The 16776-nt window shown below is 70.4% G+C and carries 14 protein-coding genes and 1 tRNA gene; 7 read left to right on the top strand and 8 right to left on the bottom strand.

Translation table 11 applies throughout. From position 1 onward, the window contains the following. Positions 1-4 precede the first annotated feature (4 nt). Both LUU90_RS17630 and LUU90_RS17625 read right to left on the bottom strand, forming a co-directional pair. A complete protein-coding gene (locus tag LUU90_RS17630) occupies positions 5-496 on the bottom strand; it encodes an FHA domain-containing protein FhaB/FipA (protein WP_275004955.1) in 492 nt (163 codons plus the stop codon). 10 nt (positions 497-506) lie between these two features. Further along, a complete protein-coding gene (locus LUU90_RS17625) occupies positions 507-1223 on the bottom strand; it encodes an FhaA domain-containing protein (protein ID WP_020017306.1) in 717 nt (238 codons plus the stop codon). A 239-nt stretch (positions 1224-1462) separates the two neighbouring features. On the opposite strand from LUU90_RS17625, the gene LUU90_RS17620 reads away from it, so the two are divergent. Beyond that, a tRNA-Leu gene (locus tag LUU90_RS17620) sits at positions 1463-1546 on the top strand. 103 nt (positions 1547-1649) lie between these two features. Here LUU90_RS17620 and LUU90_RS17615 read toward each other — a convergent pair. The 3 genes from LUU90_RS17615 to LUU90_RS17605 all read right to left on the bottom strand — a co-directional run bounded on the left by LUU90_RS17615 (position 1650) and on the right by LUU90_RS17605 (position 9028). Further along, complete coding sequence (locus LUU90_RS17615) at positions 1650-4397, bottom strand: hypothetical protein (protein WP_275004954.1); 2748 nt, start codon at positions 4395-4397, stop codon at positions 1650-1652. 70 nt (positions 4398-4467) lie between these two features. After that, positions 4468-7626 carry a hypothetical protein gene (locus LUU90_RS17610; protein WP_275004953.1) on the bottom strand — a complete coding sequence of 1053 codons (3159 nt, stop codon included), beginning with the start codon at positions 7624-7626 and terminating at the stop codon, positions 4468-4470. A 160-nt stretch (positions 7627-7786) separates the two neighbouring features. Further along, positions 7787-9028: an anhydro-N-acetylmuramic acid kinase gene (locus LUU90_RS17605; protein WP_275004952.1), complete on the bottom strand. Its 1242-nt coding sequence runs from the start codon at positions 9026-9028 to the stop codon at positions 7787-7789. Positions 9029-9100: 72 nt separating this feature from the next. On the opposite strand from LUU90_RS17605, the gene LUU90_RS17600 reads away from it, so the two are divergent. Beyond that, on the top strand, positions 9101-9949 hold the full coding sequence (locus LUU90_RS17600; RefSeq protein ID WP_275004951.1) for a class I SAM-dependent methyltransferase: 849 nt from the start codon (positions 9101-9103) through the stop codon (positions 9947-9949). On the opposite strand, the gene LUU90_RS17595 is transcribed toward LUU90_RS17600, so the two are convergent. After that, the gene (locus LUU90_RS17595; RefSeq protein ID WP_275004950.1) at positions 9927-10760 is read right to left on the bottom strand and encodes an alpha/beta fold hydrolase; all 834 of its coding nucleotides are present in this window, start codon (positions 10758-10760) and stop codon (positions 9927-9929) included. The genes LUU90_RS17600 and LUU90_RS17595 overlap by 23 nt on opposite strands. Positions 10761-11173: 413 nt before the next feature. Between LUU90_RS17595 and LUU90_RS17590 the strand changes: the two genes are divergently transcribed. From LUU90_RS17590 to LUU90_RS17575, 4 genes are all read left to right on the top strand, one after another. Next, positions 11174-11671, top strand: a complete 498-nt coding sequence (locus tag LUU90_RS17590) for a low molecular weight protein-tyrosine-phosphatase (protein ID WP_275005271.1) — start codon at positions 11174-11176, stop codon at positions 11669-11671. A 62-nt stretch (positions 11672-11733) separates the two neighbouring features. Continuing rightward, positions 11734-12669, top strand: coding sequence for an NAD(P)H-binding protein (locus LUU90_RS17585; RefSeq protein WP_275004949.1), 936 nt, complete (start codon positions 11734-11736; stop codon positions 12667-12669). Further along, entirely contained in the window at positions 12666-13856 is a 1191-nt protein-coding gene (locus LUU90_RS17580; protein WP_275004948.1) for an alpha/beta hydrolase, read from the top strand. Before LUU90_RS17585 ends, LUU90_RS17580 begins: the two co-directional genes overlap by 4 nt. A gap of 111 nt (positions 13857-13967) precedes the next feature. After that, entirely contained in the window at positions 13968-14261 is a 294-nt protein-coding gene (locus tag LUU90_RS17575; RefSeq protein ID WP_275004946.1) for a hypothetical protein, read from the top strand. Positions 14262-14276: 15 nt separating this feature from the next. On the opposite strand, the gene LUU90_RS17570 is transcribed toward LUU90_RS17575, so the two are convergent. Beyond that, positions 14277-14903: a DUF1992 domain-containing protein gene (locus LUU90_RS17570; protein ID WP_275004945.1), complete on the bottom strand. Its 627-nt coding sequence runs from the start codon at positions 14901-14903 to the stop codon at positions 14277-14279. A gap of 146 nt (positions 14904-15049) precedes the next feature. Here LUU90_RS17570 and LUU90_RS17565 point away from each other — a divergent pair, with 146 nt between their 5' ends. Next, positions 15050-16219: an aminotransferase class I/II-fold pyridoxal phosphate-dependent enzyme gene (locus tag LUU90_RS17565; RefSeq protein WP_275004944.1), complete on the top strand. Its 1170-nt coding sequence runs from the start codon at positions 15050-15052 to the stop codon at positions 16217-16219. 25 nt (positions 16220-16244) lie between these two features. Here LUU90_RS17565 and LUU90_RS17560 read toward each other — a convergent pair whose 3' ends face one another. Next, positions 16245-16709 (bottom strand): DUF6328 family protein, encoded by a 465-nt coding sequence (locus LUU90_RS17560; protein ID WP_275004942.1) that lies wholly within the window; start codon positions 16707-16709, stop codon positions 16245-16247. Positions 16710-16776: the final 67 nt, after the last annotated feature.

Below are 16776 nucleotides of genomic sequence, written 5' to 3'. Positions count from 1 at the left end.
ATGGTCATCCCTGGAGCTCGACGACGGACTGTCCGATCTGCACACCCACACCTGGAGCGAGCGGGAGGATGCCCTGGACCCGCTCCTCTCCGATGTACGTGCCGTTCGTGGAGCCGAGGTCCTCCACGAACCACTGGCCGCCCTGGGGGAAGATCCGTGCGTGGCGCGACGACGAGTAGTCGTCGTCGAGCACGAGCGTGCAGCTCGGCGCGCGTCCGATCAGCACGCCGGACGAGGTGAGCGGGATGGTGGTCCCCGTGAGGGGGCCTGCCACCACGACGAGCCGCGAGGGACCGCCGCGCTGGGGAGCGCGGGGAGCGCCACCACCGGGGGCCGGCGTCGGGGCCGGCCCCGCGAGCTCCGGACGGCGCCGTCGGCCGCTGGCCGTACGTGGTCCTGCCAGGTCGCGCCGGAGCACGGCGACGGCGGAGAGCACGAACACCCACAGCAGCACGAGGTAGCCCAGCCGAAGCAGGGTGAACGTCAGCTCGCTCATGTCAGGTTTTTCACCAGTCCTCGTTGTCTGCACCGGAGGCACTTCCGGTCCAGAACATGATGCGGGTACGGCCGATGGTCATGGTGTTGCCATCGAGCAAGGTCGCGGCCGGGACCTGGTGGCCCTCGACGTACAGGCCGTTCGTCGATCCCATGTCGGTCGCGACGACGCCGTCGGGCGTCACGCGGATCTCGAGGTGACGGCGGGAGACCCCCGGGTCGTCGACCACGATGTCCGCCTCGGCGTCACGGCCGATGACGGTCACTGGTCCGGTGAGCAGGTACCGCTGGCCATCGATGTCGATGAGCGGGTGCCTGCCGGTCGGCGCGCCGGACGTCGCCGGGGCGACGCTTCCCTGCACGCTGCGTGACCGCACCGTGAAGCGGCCGGGCACCAGCTCGTACTGCTCGTCGAACGTCACGCTCACGGGGCCCACGAACGCATAGTGCTGCGTCGCGGCGTACGCCGTGATGTTGGACGCGAGCTCGTCGGCGAGGGTCTGTGCGCCCCACGCCTCGATCTGGGCGAAGTCGTCGGGAGCGAGCTCGATGGTGAACTCGTTCGGGGCGACGGTACGGTCGCGTCCGACAACCGCAGCACGGTCGTCCAGCTCGCGTCGCAGCCTGCTCGCCAGTTCGACGGGCTTCACCTCGCCACGTCCCACCTTGGCGAACGCGTTGTTCATCATGCGCTCCACGCTCTTCTCGAAGCGGTCCAGGGCGCCCATGCCACCTCCTTCCGGGGTCTGCGCCGGGCAGACTACCTAGATCGTATAGACCGGTAGGTCCCCGCAGACTCCAATACTGTGGATGTCCTGCGGATCTTCTCCGATCTTCCCTCAGGTGGCACGGTGAAGAGAGGTGTGGGCGGATCCGCACGCTACTAGACCTGCGGCGGGACGTGAACCACTTCACGGTTATTGGATTCGGAGTCGGCCTCTGAGCCGTGCTAGCCTCATCCAGCAGCGCGCGAGTGGCGGAATAGGCAGACGCGCACGGTTCAGGTCCGTGTGCCCGAAAGGGCGTGGGGGTTCAACTCCCCCCTCGCGCACGTTGTTACGAAGGCCCCGGCTCATTGAGTCGGGGCCTTCGTCATGTTCGGGCACTGGTACCGAAATGTGACCCGTATGGGCACTTCACCCCTCGCCCACGGGTCAGCGGATCGTCGTCGTCCGGTAGCTCGTGGCCGATTTGGTCGAGTAGCCCGTACGGGACCCGACGACCGTGACCGTCAGCTGCTTGCCCCGGGCCCGCGCCGGGACGACGAACCGGCTGCTGGTCCGGGTCGAGATCGTCACCCCGTTGGCCTTCCACACGTACTTGACCGTTGATGGCGTGGGCGACCACGTGCCGCGAACCACCGTCAGCGTCGAGCCGACCCGCTTCGTCCCCCTGACCGCCGGCCGCGGTGCACTGAAGGTGCCGGCCGCGACGGTTGTGGTCGTGGTGCTGGTCACCGACTTCGCCGTGTACCCGGCCCGGGCGCCGGTCACCGTGACCGTCAGCCGCTTGTCCTTGGCCGACGCGGGGACCACGAACGTGCTCGACGTTCGCGTGGAGATGGTCCTTCCGTTCGCCTTCCACACGTACTTCACCGAGGACGGCGATGGCGACCACGTCCCGCGGTACGCCGTCAGTGTCCTGCCGACCTTGACGGTGCCCTTGATCTTCGGTTGCGGGGCGCTGAAGGTCGCGGGCGCGACGGCGGCCGTCGGCGCGCTGGTGGCCGAACCCGTGCTGTAGTACCGCCGGTCGCCGATGACCGTCACCGTGATCTCTTTCCCGACCGCTGACGCCGGCACCTTCAGTGCCGAGCTCGTCGCATTCGCGATCACGGTGCCGTCGGCCTTCCACAGATACTGCACGCCGGTCGGTTCGGGGACCCAGATGCCGCGCGCGGCGGTCAACGTCGCCCCGGCCTTGGCCGTACCCGTCACCTTCGGCGCGACCGTGGTGAACAGCCCGGGCTGCACCGTGACCATTTGCTCCCAGGCGGATGGCAGGGCGCCGAAGCCGCCCTCGTACTCGAAGCGGTAGAGGTAGGTGCCGGGTACGCGCTCCGACCAGGTGTCTATCGTGCCCGCGCCGTCCTTCAGTGAGCTGCCTGTCCAGTACTCCCCGTTGATCACGAGGCGCACGATCCCCTCGGCGGACAGCTCCTCGGCGTCGACAGCGAAGGGGATGGTGCCGGGCATCTGGTCGTAGCGCCAGGTAGCCGGCAGGTTCACGCGCAGCGCACTTACCGCCGGCTCCCGTACGACCACCGGCCCGGTCCATTCGGCGGAATCGACTTGGCCCCAGCCTGTGTACCCGAACTCCACGGTCCAGCTGCCGGCCCGGAGGTCCAGGTTGTTGACGCATTCCGGCGGTGAGAACCCGCCGCCGATGCTCTTGGTCGGGTCCTCCGCCACGGCCAGCCCGAACGTGTGGCCCCAGATGGGAGATCCATCCTCCGACACCACGTCGAAGCAGAGTGTGCCCTCGTGTGCGGTCTGGCGCCACGTCGTAGGTCCGGCGGCGACGATCTCCACCGGGCTCGGCGCCGCCATCTCGGTCGAGGCTGTCACGGTCGTGGTTGCGAACGGTGATCCGGCGAAGGTGACCGCAACGTCCCACCTGCCGACCCCGTCGCCGCGGCTGAGACGCGGATCGAGTGTGAGCCCGATGGTCCCGGTCAGAGTCTCTCGCCGGGGCCATCGGTCCTCGAACTCGTCCGGGCCGATCGCCTCGGCAACGACGTGCCCGAACGCAGGAGTGCCGTCCACGGAGCGGATCGTCGCGTCCACGCGCAGGTCATCTGTCACCCGGAGCGGCCTACCTGCTGGCTCAGCGATGTTCGCGATGACGTCGACGGGGATTGGATCACCGACCATGATCGCCCAGCGATGGCTGTTGTATGCCCCGTTCTCCACGGCGGAGTATGTCGCACGGTCGGTGGGCACCGCCGGCAGCTCCGCCCCCTTGCCGGTCAACCCCCACCGGAGAATCGACCCGTCGTCCAGGACGGCGGCGCCGGCTCCCTTGCTGATCGCTGCCAGCGAGACGACCGAGCGCCCCTGCGGTACCGCGGGCGGCTGCGCGCCCATGACCGCCACGATCTGGCCGTCCGACGTGGCGGCGAGGATCTCGCCCGCCGATCGGTCCACGCCCACGAAGCGGGTCCCCGCGCTGGGCTGTCGCACGACCGCGCCGCCGGACGTCGTGCAGTAGACCAGGGCGCCGTCGGACCGCACTGCCGCCCACACGGCGTAGTCCGGGACGCTGCTGATCGCCGTGTATCGCAGTCCGGCGCCAGGACGACGCGCGTCGGCACAGCTGGCGTCGTCGTCGAGCGGGGCGATGAGGCCGTCAGACCGCAGGGCGTCGAAACCGGACAGCGCGGTGTAGACCACCCCGGCGGGCCGCGTGAGGGCGACATTCCCGCCCGTGTCCACGATCACGCCGTCGGACCGGAGAAGTCGACCTGAGCTTGCCGCGACCGCTGTGTACGTGGTCCCCGCGGGCGGTGCGGTCGGGTTGAGCATTCCTGCCGAGTCCCAGCCGTCGACCAGTCCGTCGCTCCGCAGCACCAGCAGGTCGCTGCTGTCCGACGAGACGGCCGTCGCGAGGACGCCGTCGGGCAGGGCCTCGGGAACCATTCGCGTGGCGCCGTTGTATGCCCACTCGCGCTCACCCCACATCACCACCTGCCCACCGTGCGGGCTCGGCGTGCCCTCCTGCACGAAGGTGGGGTCGAGCGGCTCGGTCAGGGGTGCGCTCGCGCTCCCCGACGACGGCGCCGCAAGGGCGGGAGCGGCGCTGACCGTGGTGACGGCGAGTCCGAGGACGAGGCCGGAGGCCAGTACGGACGCGTACGCCTGCCGGGCTCGCGCAAGAGACGGCCAGGGCAGAGCGAGAAGCATGGGGCACTCCGGGAGAGCAAGGCGCATGGACCATGCGCGTGAACGGGCGTGTCGTGGGTCGTCCGGATGGTCAGCGAATCGTCACCGTGCGGTAGCTCGTGACGGACTTGGTGGTGTAGCCCGTGCGGGATCCGATCACTGTGACGGTCAGGCGCTTTCCACGCGCCGAAACCGGGACCACGAAGCGGCTGCTCGTCCGGGTCGCGAGCTTCACGCCGTTCGCCTTCCACACGTACACGACGGACGACGGCCGGGGCGACCACCAGCCCTTGCTCACCGTCAGGGTGGAGCGGACCCGCTTCGCCCCCGTGACCGTCGGTCGCGGCGCAACGATGGTGCCCGGTACAACCGTCGCGGTCGCCGCGCTCGTCACCGACATCGTCGTGTATCCGGCCTTGGAACCGACAGCTGTGACAGTCAGTCGCTTCCCCTTCACGGACGGCGGCACCACCAGGGTGTCGCTGGTCCGGGTCGCGACCGTCTTTCCGTTCGCCTTCCACACGTACTTCATCGAGGAAGGTGCGGGATACCAGTAGCCCGGGTCGACCGTCAGTGTCCTGCCCACCTTTGCGGCGCCCGTCGTCGTCGGCAGCTGGGTCCCGAGGGTCCCCGGCGCCACCTTGGATGTCGGCGCGCTCGTCACCGACTTCGCCGGGTACCCCAGGCGCGTACCGGTTACTCGGACAGTGATCTGCTTGCCTGAGGCCGAGGCCGGGACCTTGAGCCGCGAGGAGGTCGCGCCGGCGATGGTGGCCCCGTCCGCCTGCCATGTGTAGGCCACGGCCGCCGGCGAGGGAGACCAGGCACCCATCGTGAGGGCGAGTGTGGAGTCCACCTTGGCCGTGCCCGTGACGGTGGGGTTGGGAGCGACGAAGACCTTCTGCTCATGTTCCCACCCGGTAACGGTCTGGCTGGGCTGGTGCCGGTCCGACCCGGTGTAGCGGGCACCTACGACGAGCATCCCGTAGGGCAGGTCCGCGGCGTCGAGCACGAAGGAGGTGCGGCCCGACTCGTCGGTGGTCCGTGTGGCGAGGTCGGAGCCGTTGACGCTGAGGATGATCTCGCCGGGCTCGCCGAGTGCGGCGTCCGGCCCATTGACTCTGACGTCCACCCGGACCGTGCCGGCTCCGACGTCTTCGGTGATACCCAGGATGAGGGTACTTGTCCCGGGCCTGCGGATCGTGAACGACAGCGGGTCCGTCGTGGACTCGAGGGTCGGGCCAGCGTCCGGCGAAGCGGCGTCGGATTCAGGGGTCCCCTTCCACCTGACGACCACCTGATGGCGACCAGGCGGGAGCTCGAAGGTGTGAGCCGACCCGGTCAGCTCAAGCGACGAGGTGTCCGAACAACCCCACGCCAGACCTCCGAGAACGGTCCCGTCCGTCAGTTCTGCGACCAGGCCGCCGCACTCGAGCGGGGAACCGTCCAGGGTCTCGACACGTGCCTCGACATCGATCTGATTCTGGTAGTGCACGGTCTCGTTGACGATCCTCGCCGTGGTCTTCGTCGGTGACGGCGGGCGGACGGTGACGGCGTGGATGACTGGTTCGGACGATGCCGCGTCGTAGTGCGCGACGTGCCTGACCTCCAGCTGGTGGTGGCCGGGAGCCAGACTCGAGACGTCGAGCGACTGGTCGTTTCTGTAGAGATGTTCACCGGTGGCCCGGTCAAGGATGTGTACGGCCCCAGACACGGCAGGCGTCCCGTCGACGGTGCCGACAGTGACGGCGAACGGGATGCGTTCGGTACCCGTTCGCCATGACTCCGCGGCATCGACTGTCACGGTGGTCCTCGCCGGCTCCGGCACCGTGAATGGTCGCTGGACCTCATCGCTGCGGAACGGAGGCCCGTCGAAGCGGACCTCCATGAGCCTGGTGCCAGGCCAGCCCATCCGCAGTTCACTCTCCGCATGGCCGTCCTCGTCGAGCGTCAGGAAGTACTCGGCCTCAAATGCCCCTTCGGCGTTGCGGTAGCCGATGCTCGCGATGCCCCGTGGCGTCACACCGCTCGACGAGGTGACGTCGACGCTGATGGTGGCAGAGGTGTCCATCTGCCACTGATCCGGCACCCCCGTCACGGACAGCTCGGTCGGCAGGAGTTCCGTGCCCGCGAGCAGCCATGACGCGTACCCGGTCCCCGCCAGGGCGCGGAAGTCGGAATGACCCGGCGGTAGCTGCGGCAGATCACGGTCCGTCCCCCACGTGAGGAGCGATCCGTCGTCCAGCAGCGCACCGCCGTTCATTCCCCAGCGGCCGTTGGATACGTACGCCTCGCCGGTCGAGAGACCCACGACCGAACGCCCGCTGGGCACCACGGCAGGGTCGGGCGCAGCGCCGAACGGCACGATCACGCCGTCACTCCGGGCCGCGTAACCATGCTGGTCGGAGGTGTCGACACCGACGAACCGTGTCCCGGCCGTCGGACCCGAGACGCGTGCGACCGTGTCGATCTCGTCCAGGCAGGAGACGACAGCGCCGTCCGACCGCAGCGCCATCCAGCTCCTGCCATGGACGTTGACGGCCTCGTAGCTGCTGCCTGCCGGCGGGGTAAGTGCTTCCGGGCAGGGCACCACGGCGCCCCGTTGCGCCTCGGCCACGAGAGCGCCGTCGGACCGTACCGCGAGCACCAGCCGGTTGCCGGAGTCGATCGCGATATAACGCATACCGGCAGGCGGTCCCGCAAGGTGCGGGATCGAGTACGAGCTCGTCCCGGTTCCGACGGCGGTCCCGTCCGAACGCAGCAGCACGGCAGCAGGCTGGCCCATCCCAGAGAGGAGCGAGACCGCGGTATAGCGCAGACCGGCCGGAAGGTCGGGGATCGGGAGGGGGGCCCGACCCGCGTCCAGGGAGATGGCGGTGACCTGGCCGTCGCTGCGCAGAGCGAGCATGCCGGAACCGTTGACGTCGAGCCCGGTGTGCTCCACCCCGTCGGGAAGCTCCCAGGGGCGCGAACCGTCAGAGCGTGCGAGACCCTCGGCGCTGTCCCAGGCCATGATGCGACCGCCCTGAGCAGCTGGTGTGCCCTCCTGGACGAAGCTCGTCCCGGATCCGGCGGCCTCGCCCGTCGCGGTCACGGCTACCCGTGCCGCCTCCGCAGGTGGCTGATCGGCCACGGCAGGTGCCGCGCCAGCGGCCGTCGCGGTGAGCGCGAGCACCAGCCCGGAAGCCACGAGCGAGGCACTGGCTCGCCGGGTCGAGGGGAGGAACCGCCGAGATACTGAGGTCGACATCGGACGCTCCAGCAGTAGCCGCGCATCATTCGTGCACGGGACGACAAGTCGCGTGACTTTATCCGGCGCACCGCCAGGTTTTCCCTGAAACGGGGCATTCCTGGCCGTATTCACCCGGCATGTTTTTTCGCCATGCCTGCCTGCACTGCTCTCCGGAACCTCAGAGCGCCCCCGAGATATCCAGCGACATCGGCCGTCCGTCCAGCACACCCCGCCCCGGCGGATACCGTCCGTCCGCCCCTGGCGTCACCGACCCCAGCACGCTCGCCTGCCGTGCCCCGGTCGCTCCCGGCAGCACACCGGGCAGGCCGAACCAGGTGTGCCAGCCCAGCACCGCGAAGGCCAGAGCCTCCTTGGCCTGGCTCGGAACACCCAGCTCGTCGGAGGTCCGGACGGGAACCGCCGGCAGCTCGGCGCGGAGCGCCGCCATGAGCACCGGGTTGCGTGTGCCCCCGCCGGAGGCGGCGACCTCGGTGGCGGTGTGCCGGACCGCGTCGGCCACGGTGCGAGCGGTGAGCGCGACGAGGGTGGCGAGCAGGTCCTCCGGCGCCGGCGTCGCAGGTCCGAGGCGCGACAGGAGATAGTCCACGTGGAACAGCTCCTTGCCCGTCGTCTTGGGCGCCGGGCGCGCGTAGTACGGCTCGTCGAGCAGGCGCTCCAGGAGATCGGGCAGTACCTTCCCGCGTGCGGCGAGGCGGCCGTCGGCGTCGAAGGCGAGGCGTCCACCCGTGACGTGCCGGGTCGCGGCGTCGAGCAGTGCGCACGCGGGGCCGGTGTCGAAGGTACGGGTCTCGACGGGCTCGTCCACCGCGGGCAGCACCGTCACGTTGGCTATGCCACCCAGGTTGAGGGCGACGGCGGTGCCGGGTCGGCCGGCCAGCCACAGCGCGTCGAACAGGCCCACCAGGGGAGCGCCCTGACCACCCGCCGCGACGTCGCGGGTGCGCAGGCCCGAGACGACGGGCAGCCCCGTCGCCTCGGCAATCCAGGCAGGCTCGCCGATCTGCAGGGTGCCGAGCACGGCTCCGCCGTCGGGCGCCCAGTGGAAGACGGTCTGTCCGTGCGACACGATCAGGTCGGCGTCGCCGCCGCAAAGCTCGGCCACGGCGCGCACGGCGACGTCGGCGAAGGCCTGCCCGATCCTGGTGTCGAGCCTGCACACGGTCTCCAGGGTCGTGCGCTCCGGGGGTAGCGCCGCCATGAGCTCGGACCGCAGCGCGGCCGGGTAGGGGACGGAGAGATGCCCCAGCGGCGTGAGCGTCAACGTGTCGCCGGAGAGCCGGAGGTCGCACGCGGCGGCGTCGACGGCGTCGTGGGACGTGCCGGACATGAGGCCGACCACACGCAGAGCATTCGATGTTTGTGCAGGTGAAAACTGGTTTTCAGGCAACGTCTGCACCATCAGATCCACTCCTCCGGTCGTGTTTGCGCCAGTGTTCGCCCCTTGGTCCTACTTTGCGCCACAATCTCCACCATGCTTGACGTCTCGATCGCCCCAGCTCCGGCGCCGGATGCGCCGTTCGAGGACCACATCGAATGGGCGCGCAACGCCCCTGCGACCCCTTCGACACCCGCGGCGCTCTTCACCGGCGGGCTCACCAACGCCCCCGTCGACGACCGTCTCACGATCGACGACCCGGAGTGGGACTACCCCGCCCTCGCTCGCGAGGTCGTGCACAGGGCCCGCGGTGCCGTGCTCGACATCGGCACCGGCAACGGTGACTTCTTCGCGGGCCTCGGCCCGCTCCCGAAGGGTTCGGCCGCGACCGAGACCGGCCCGGCGTTCCTCACGGCCCGACGCCGCCTGGAGCCGCTCGGTGTGGACGTGCGCCGGGCCGAGGCGTCCTGGACGGGCGACATGCTGCTGCCCTTCTTCGACGGTCAGTACAGCGCCGTGCTCAGCCGGTTCAGCACCATCGACCCCGACGAGGTGGGCCGCGTGCTGGAGCCGGGCGGGACGTTCCTCACCGAGCAGGTGGACACGCGCGACGGCATCGTCCTCAACCGGGCACTCGGCGTGCCGCTCGGCTGGGACCCGGACGCCGTCACCGTCGACGTGATCTCCGACGGGCTCGTCGCTGGCGGCCTGGAGATCGTCGAAGCCACCGAGTACGCGGGCACCCGAACGTTCACCGACCTGTCGTCGGTGCTCTGGTACCTGCGGATGGCGGCCTGGCAGGTCCCCGGCCTTGCCGAGCTCACCCCGACCGCCGTCGCGCGGCACGAGGCCGGGCTGCGCGCGCTGCACATGCACTTCGCGACGGGCAACAAGCTCGTCGACGAGGCACCGCGCATCCTGGTCACCGCACGCCGACCGTTCTGAGCAGGCTCTCCACCGCCTCGGCCATCGCTTGCGGTGGCACGTCCGTCCCCTGCCCGGGCAGGGTCACGCGACGGGCCATCGGCAGCACCGCCGCCAGCGACTCCGCGGCGTTCGTGACGGACACGGCGCTCGCGGCGCCGTCGGCCACGAGGACCGGCTGGGTGATCTGGTGCCACCGGCTCATCAGGGCGCGGCGGCCCAGGGCGACACCGGCGAGTATCCGGCCGTCATAGGCGATGGTCGGGGCGATCGCCTCCAGGCCGGCCCACGAGGGAGACTCGCGCATGCGCGGCAGGAGCCGGCACGGCATGCCGACCACGTCGAGGAACAGCTCGACGGCGCTGCCGGGGTCGCCCATCTCGATGCAGGTCTCGACGCCCGCGATCATCCGGGGGTCGGTGGGCGGTTCGCCGCTCGCGATGTCGTATGTCGGCTCGAAGCAGAGCACGCCGGTGACGTCGGCGCCCAGATCGGCTGCGGCTCGCAGTGCGAGGAACGTCCCGGAGGTGATGCCGAGCAACGCCGCCGGTCCGGTGATCTCCAGCAGGGCGGCGATGTCGTCGATCTCCCGGTCCACGCTGTACGGGGGCGTGTCGCCGCTCCCGCCCCGCCCGCGTCGGTCGTAGCGCAGCGTGGTCACCCGGTCGCCCAGCACTGTCGCCACGGCGAGCGTCACGGGCAGGCGATGGGCGAGCACACCGTCGACCACCACGATGGCGGGCGCCAACCCGGGAGTCGGACCGGTCAGGTCGTACGCGATCCGCGTGCCGTCTGCCGACGTCGTGAAGGCGTCGGCGGTGATGGTCGTCATGCAGGGCAGACGGAACGGCGTCCCGAAAGTCGTCGCTCCGACCGATGCTCGGGGCTATCGATGCCGCACCGATTTCGCCGCGAGGAAAAAACCTGGGCGGTCGTCGACTTGGGGCGTAAGTTCGTGGGCACATGAGAAGGGAGGTGATCCGAGTAGTGATTTCACATCGGACCCATGAGGTGGTCGCGCGCTAGTCGCGTGACGCGTATGCGTTTCGCGCCGACGTCGGTCGGGGGGCTCAGCACGGGGCCTTCCTGATCTGCCCAGGCGCAACGGGACATGGTGGCGAGTTCCTCGCGACCACCGGAGCCCGCGGGTGCCGTGCCCTCGTCCAGCACGGCTGACACCAGTCGCCCCGCGGGCTTTCCCATGCCCCCGTCCGGGAGAATGGACGCGTGACTGCCTACCGCGTGATGACTGTCTGCACGGGAAACATCTGCAGGTCCCCGATGGCCGAGATCGTGCTCCGCGAACGCTTCGAGGCCGCGGGCCTCGGCGACTCCGTCGTGGTGGACTCCTCCGGCGTGAGCGACGAGGAGCACGGCAACCCGGTGGACCGGCGGGCCCGCGCCGTCCTGGCCGAGCACGGCTACCCCACGGGTGACGGACACCGGGCGCGCCAGGTGACCACGGACGACGTCGGCTCGCACGACCTGGTGCTCGCCATGACCACCCGGCACGCGCGTGGCCTGCGGGACCTTGCCGGGCGGGTAGGGGGCGACGCCACGATCCGGATGTACCGCTCGTTCGACCCGGCGGCCGACGGGCTCCCCGAGAACGAGCTCGACATCGCCGACCCCTGGTACGGCGGCCCGCACGACTTCGAGGTGTGCCTGGCGCAGATCGAAGCGGCGGCGGACGGCGTCGTCGACTTCGTCCGGGCGGAGCTCGGCGTGTCCTCCGGCGCGTGACCGCCGGACGATTCACCCCGTCACGTCCGGCTCGGTGACTCCCGGACGATTACCGTGAGGGGATGACCTCCGCGTCGCCCGACCGGCTGGTCGTCCTTACCGGGGCCGACGGCCGCCTGGGCACCAGGCTCGCCTTCCGCGTGGCAGCGGCGGGCGGTCGGCAGCGCCTGCTGGTCAGCGGCAGGGGTACGGCGCCCCGCCTGCCCGACGGTGCGCCGTTGCCGGAGGCGGAGGTCGTCGCCGTCCCGCCTGAGGCCGACTCCAGGGCCCTGACCAGTGCTTTCGCCGGCGCCTACGCGGTGTTCCTGGTCCCGGGCAAGGACCGTACCGGCCGGACCGGCAAGCACCGTGCCGCCATCGACGCGGCGGTGCTCGCGGGGGTGCGGCACGTCGTCTACGTGTCGTCGGTGGGCGCGGCGCCGGATGCCGTGGCATCCGCGGCACGCGACGACTGGCTCACCGAGGAGTACCTGCGTGGCACCGACCTCAGATGGACGATGCTGCGGACCGCCATGTTCCACCGCACCCTGACGTTGGCGGTCCACGACGAGTCGTACGGATCGGTGCGCGACACCGTGCTGCGCGCCCCCGCAGGAGCCGGACGGGTCGCCACGGTGTCGCACGACGACGTGGCCGACGTCGCCACCGCTGTCCTGCTCGACGAGGATCCGAAGCGTCACGCGGGGCGGACCTACCACCTGACCGGACCCGAGGCGCTGAGCCTCGACGAGGTGGCGGCGGTGCTGTCGACGGCTGCGGGGCGGTCCGTCCGGTACGTGCCGCAGACCGTGGACCAGGCACGCGCCCTGTTCTACCGGTCGACCGCGGGTGAGGTGGAGGACTGGATATCGCAGTGCCAGGCGATCGAGGCGGGCGTGCTCGCCACGGTGAGCCCCGACGTCAGGCACCTCGCGGGGCGGGCGGCGCGTTCGCTCGAGACGTGGCTCGACGACTATCCGACGGAGTGGGCGCACCTGCGGTTACCGTCGGTGAGATGACGAGCCTCTCCCCAGGTCCGGAAGACGGAACGACGCCCGAGCCGGCGTGGGAGCCCGACGTGCTGCCGGGCTTCGAGCGGCTGACCCTGCCCCTGCAGCCGGACGAGGACGAGCCAGAGGTGGTGGCGACGCTGGTACGCCGCACCCGGCCGGCGCCGGCCGAGCCGGCGGCAGACGGGCACGACGGCGGCGAGCCCCGCCGGGGCATGCACCGGGTGGGCGCCGAGAACTCGCAGGTCGCGCGGCTCTGGGACGAGCTGTCGGAGCTGGGGCGCCGGCTCCACCTGCGGGGCGCGGCCCGCCCGCATCCTGACGGTGAACCGCAGCCGGCCCGGCCCGACGTCGGTGTCGACCTGCTGTACGTGCACGGCTGGCTCGACTACTTCTTCCAGACCCATCTCGCTGACTTCTGGGAGTCGCTCGGAGTGCGGTTCCACGCCCTCGACCTGCGGCGTTACGGCCGTAGCCTGCGCGAGGGCCAGACCCCGGGATTCATCCGCAGCCTGGCCACCTACGACGAGGAGATCGAGGCCGCGCTCACCGCCATGGGGCACGGCCGTGACGCGGAGCCCGAGCGCAGGCTGGTGCTCATGGGCCACTCCACGGGTGGTCTCACCGTCAGCCTGTGGGCGTCCCGCAACCAGGAGCGTGTGGCCGCGCTGGTCCTGAACTCGCCCTGGCTGGAGTTCCAGCCTCGTGAGGCGGTGCGCAAGATCATGGAGCCGGGCATCCGCGTCCAGTCCGCGCTCGTGCCGCGCAGCCAGCTCGTCAACCTGGACCGCGGCCTGTATGCCCGCGCGATCTCCTCGCGGTTCGACGGGGAGTGGGAGTACGACGTCGCCTGGCGACCCGATGCCGGCTGGCACCCCACACCGGCGTGGCTCGCGGCGATCTTCCGCGGGCAGGACCAGGTGGCGCGCGGGCTCGGCATCGAGGTGCCCGTCCTGGTGCTGCTCAGCGCACGCAGCACCATCCCGACACGGTGGAGCGAGGACATGAAGAGCACCGACTCGGTGCTGGACGTGGTCGGGATCGCCCGCCGCGTGCCCGACGTCGGATCGCTCATCAGCCTCGTGCGCATCGCCGGCGGCCTGCACGACGTGACCCTCTCGGCGAAGCCCGTACGCGAGCACGTGTGGCGCGAGACGGAGCGCTGGTTCCGCGGTTACGTGCTCGCTCCGGACTGACGTCGATCCGCGTGGTTCCTCGGCCCGGCGGCGTCTGGCAAAGAACGGACCATGGTGGGATCCTGGAACGGAGGTGCCCACACCGACGTCGGGCACGAGGGGCGATGCGCCATGACAACGCACCAGGAGACCCATCCCCGGGCTCGCCGGGGCGGGCCGTTTCTCGCTCGCAGCGAGACCGCCGTCGGACTCGCTGCGCTCATCCTCGGGATGCTGATCTCGCAGGGAGCCGCCGAGGGGGTGACGATCGCGGGCTGCCTCGCCATGTGCGCCGGAGCGCTGTTCGGCAAGTTCGGCGCGAGCTGGGGGCGCATGGCCGTGGCGGCAGGACTCGGCTTCGTGCTGGGATCCGTGCCCTACTGGCTGGTGACCGTCGTCGTCATCGTGACCGCGTACGGGTTCTGAACCGGCGCGGGCCGGTCACCAGAACCGCCACCACGGGCGGCGCTCCGACGTCGTCGGCTCGCGGCTCGACGCCGATGACGTGCTCGACGCTGCTCGCCGCGCCGCTCTTCGGGCGCGCCACCGCGCGACCTCGTGGTCGACGTCCCGGGTGGGCGTGACGACCGGCGGACCGCCCTGGAGCTGGCGCCGCGCATCGACGACGCGCGCGTTGAAGTCCGTGACGATCTCTCGCACACGCTGCTCCATCCCCTCGAGGTCGAGCTTGTCGTCCAGCTCCGCGTCGTCCTTGCGCAGCTGGGCGGACGGCAGGAAGCCCGTGATGTTCTCGCGCTCGATGAGGCCTTTGACCCACCAGTCGGGGTCGTGCGTGCCGGTCAGCCCGGGGATCGGCTTCCCCTGCAGCGGCAGGTTGTCGAACTCACCGCGGCGCATCGCCTGGTCCACGACGACGTCGACGTAGCGGGAGCGCTCCTCGGCGCTCATGCTGCCGATCGACTTCTTGCCCTCGTCGTCATCCTCAGGACGGTCGGACGCGGGGGAGTCGGCTGGTTCCTCGGGGCTCGCCGCCTCCCGGTCCACGCGGTACTGCGCGGCCCGGCGGAAGGGGTCGTTCTCTGCGTCGTTGCGCGATCCCGGCGCCATATCCGCATGTTACAACTTTCACAAGCGTCTCGGAAGGGTCGTCGCGAGGACTGCGGAGCGATCGGCAGGGTGGGCCATCGGTCCAACCGGGCAACTTCGTGCCCGTTCGCCCGTGGGTAACCCGATCGTTGGGCGATGATGGGCGGATGAAGGTTTCTCGCCGCTCTCACGTGCCCCCGTTCGCCGTCATGGAGGTGCTCGCCGCCGCGAACGCGCGGCGCGCCACCGGGGCGGACGTGCTCAACCTCTGCGCGGGGGAGCCGTCGACCGGCGCATCCGACGTCGTGCGGGAGCGTGCCATCGCGCTGCTCCGGGAGGGCACCCTCGGTTACACCGAGGCGATGGGCGTGCCCGCCCTGCGCGCGGAGATCGCAGGCCACTACAAGCGCTGGTACGACGTCGAGGTCGACCCCGCGCGGATAGCCGTCACCACGGGCTCGAGCGGTGGGTTCGTGCTCGCGTTCCTCGCGTCGTTCGACGTCGGTGACCGCGTGGCGCTCGCCAGGCCCGGCTACCCCGCCTACAAGAACATCCTGTCGGCGCTGGGCTGCGAGGTCGTCGAGCTCGACTGCGGTCCCGAGACCCGCTACCAGCCCACGGTGTCGCAGCTCAACGAGGCCTACTACGGCGGAGGGCTCGACGGCGTCATGGTCGCCTCGCCCGCCAACCCGACCGGCACGATGATCACGCCGGCCGAGCTGGCCGCGATCGCGGAGTGGTGCGCCGACCACGACGTGCGGCTGATCAGCGACGAGATCTACCACGGCATCGCCTACTCGGACGAGGTGGCGCAGGCGACGGCGGCGACGTTCACGGGCCAGGGCGCCGTCGTCGTCAACTCGTTCTCGAAGTACTGGGCGATGACCGGCTGGCGGCTCGGCTGGCTGGTGCTGCCCGAGGAGCTGGTGGCACCCGTCGACGCGCTCGCGGGCAACGTCGCGCTCTCGCCGCCTGCGCTCGCGCAGCATGCCGGCATCGCCGCGTTCACACCCGAGGGCTACGCGGCGGCGGCGGAGAACGTGGCCCGGTACGCGGCGTCGCGCACCCTGCTGCTGGAGCGGCTCGGTGAGCTGGGGTGGCGTCCTGTCGCTCCGGCCGACGGAGCGTTCTACCTCTACGGCAACGTCGCCGCGTTCGGGCTCGACTCGATCACCTACTGCGCGCGGCTCCTGGCCGAGGCCGACGTGGCGATCACGCCGGGGACCGACTTCGACAGCGTGCACGGGCACGAGTGGGTGCGGCTGTCGTTCGCGTCGTCCCTGGACACTGTGACGCGCGCCGTCGACCGGATAGTGGCCTGGCACAAGACGCTCTGATCCAGGCGGTCTGATCAGGTCGTGATCACTGGCGGCGGCGCAGCACCTCGGGCAGCACCACCCACACGATCACCAGCACCACGAGCACGCAGGCGCCGACCACGATCCCCTCGGTCCGCCCGAGCACGACGTCGAACACGAGCAGTGCCGCGCCGGTCATCACCAGGGCGAGCACGCCCAGCGCGAGCCGGGTGAGCCGGTCGCCCAGGGTGACGATGTGGCGCTTCATCTGCTTGCGGAAGAGCGCCCTGTGCACGCTCACGGGCGCCACGATCAGGGCGGTCGCCGCCACCGAGGTCACGACCAGGATCAGGTAGACGGTGCGCTGGTAGTCGTCGAGATCTGCGAACCGTGGCTGGAACGGCAGCGTGAGCAGGAACCCCGTGAGGATCTGCACGCCCGTCTGCATGACGCGCAGCTCCTGGAGGAGCTCGTTCCAGTTCCGGTCCGCCCGCTCGGCGGGTGACTCGCTGCGTCCGTCGCTCTGCACAGTCCCATTGTCGCAAGTGTCTGGTAGGTCCGGCCCGTCGAGAAAATTCACCCGCTGGCATCACCGC

The organism is Promicromonospora iranensis, assembly GCF_028994775.1.
Taxonomy (GTDB): domain Bacteria; phylum Actinomycetota; class Actinomycetes; order Actinomycetales; family Cellulomonadaceae; genus Promicromonospora; species Promicromonospora iranensis_A.
Note: the sequence above shows the minus strand (reverse complement) of the source record. Positions and strands in the feature narration are given on the sequence as shown.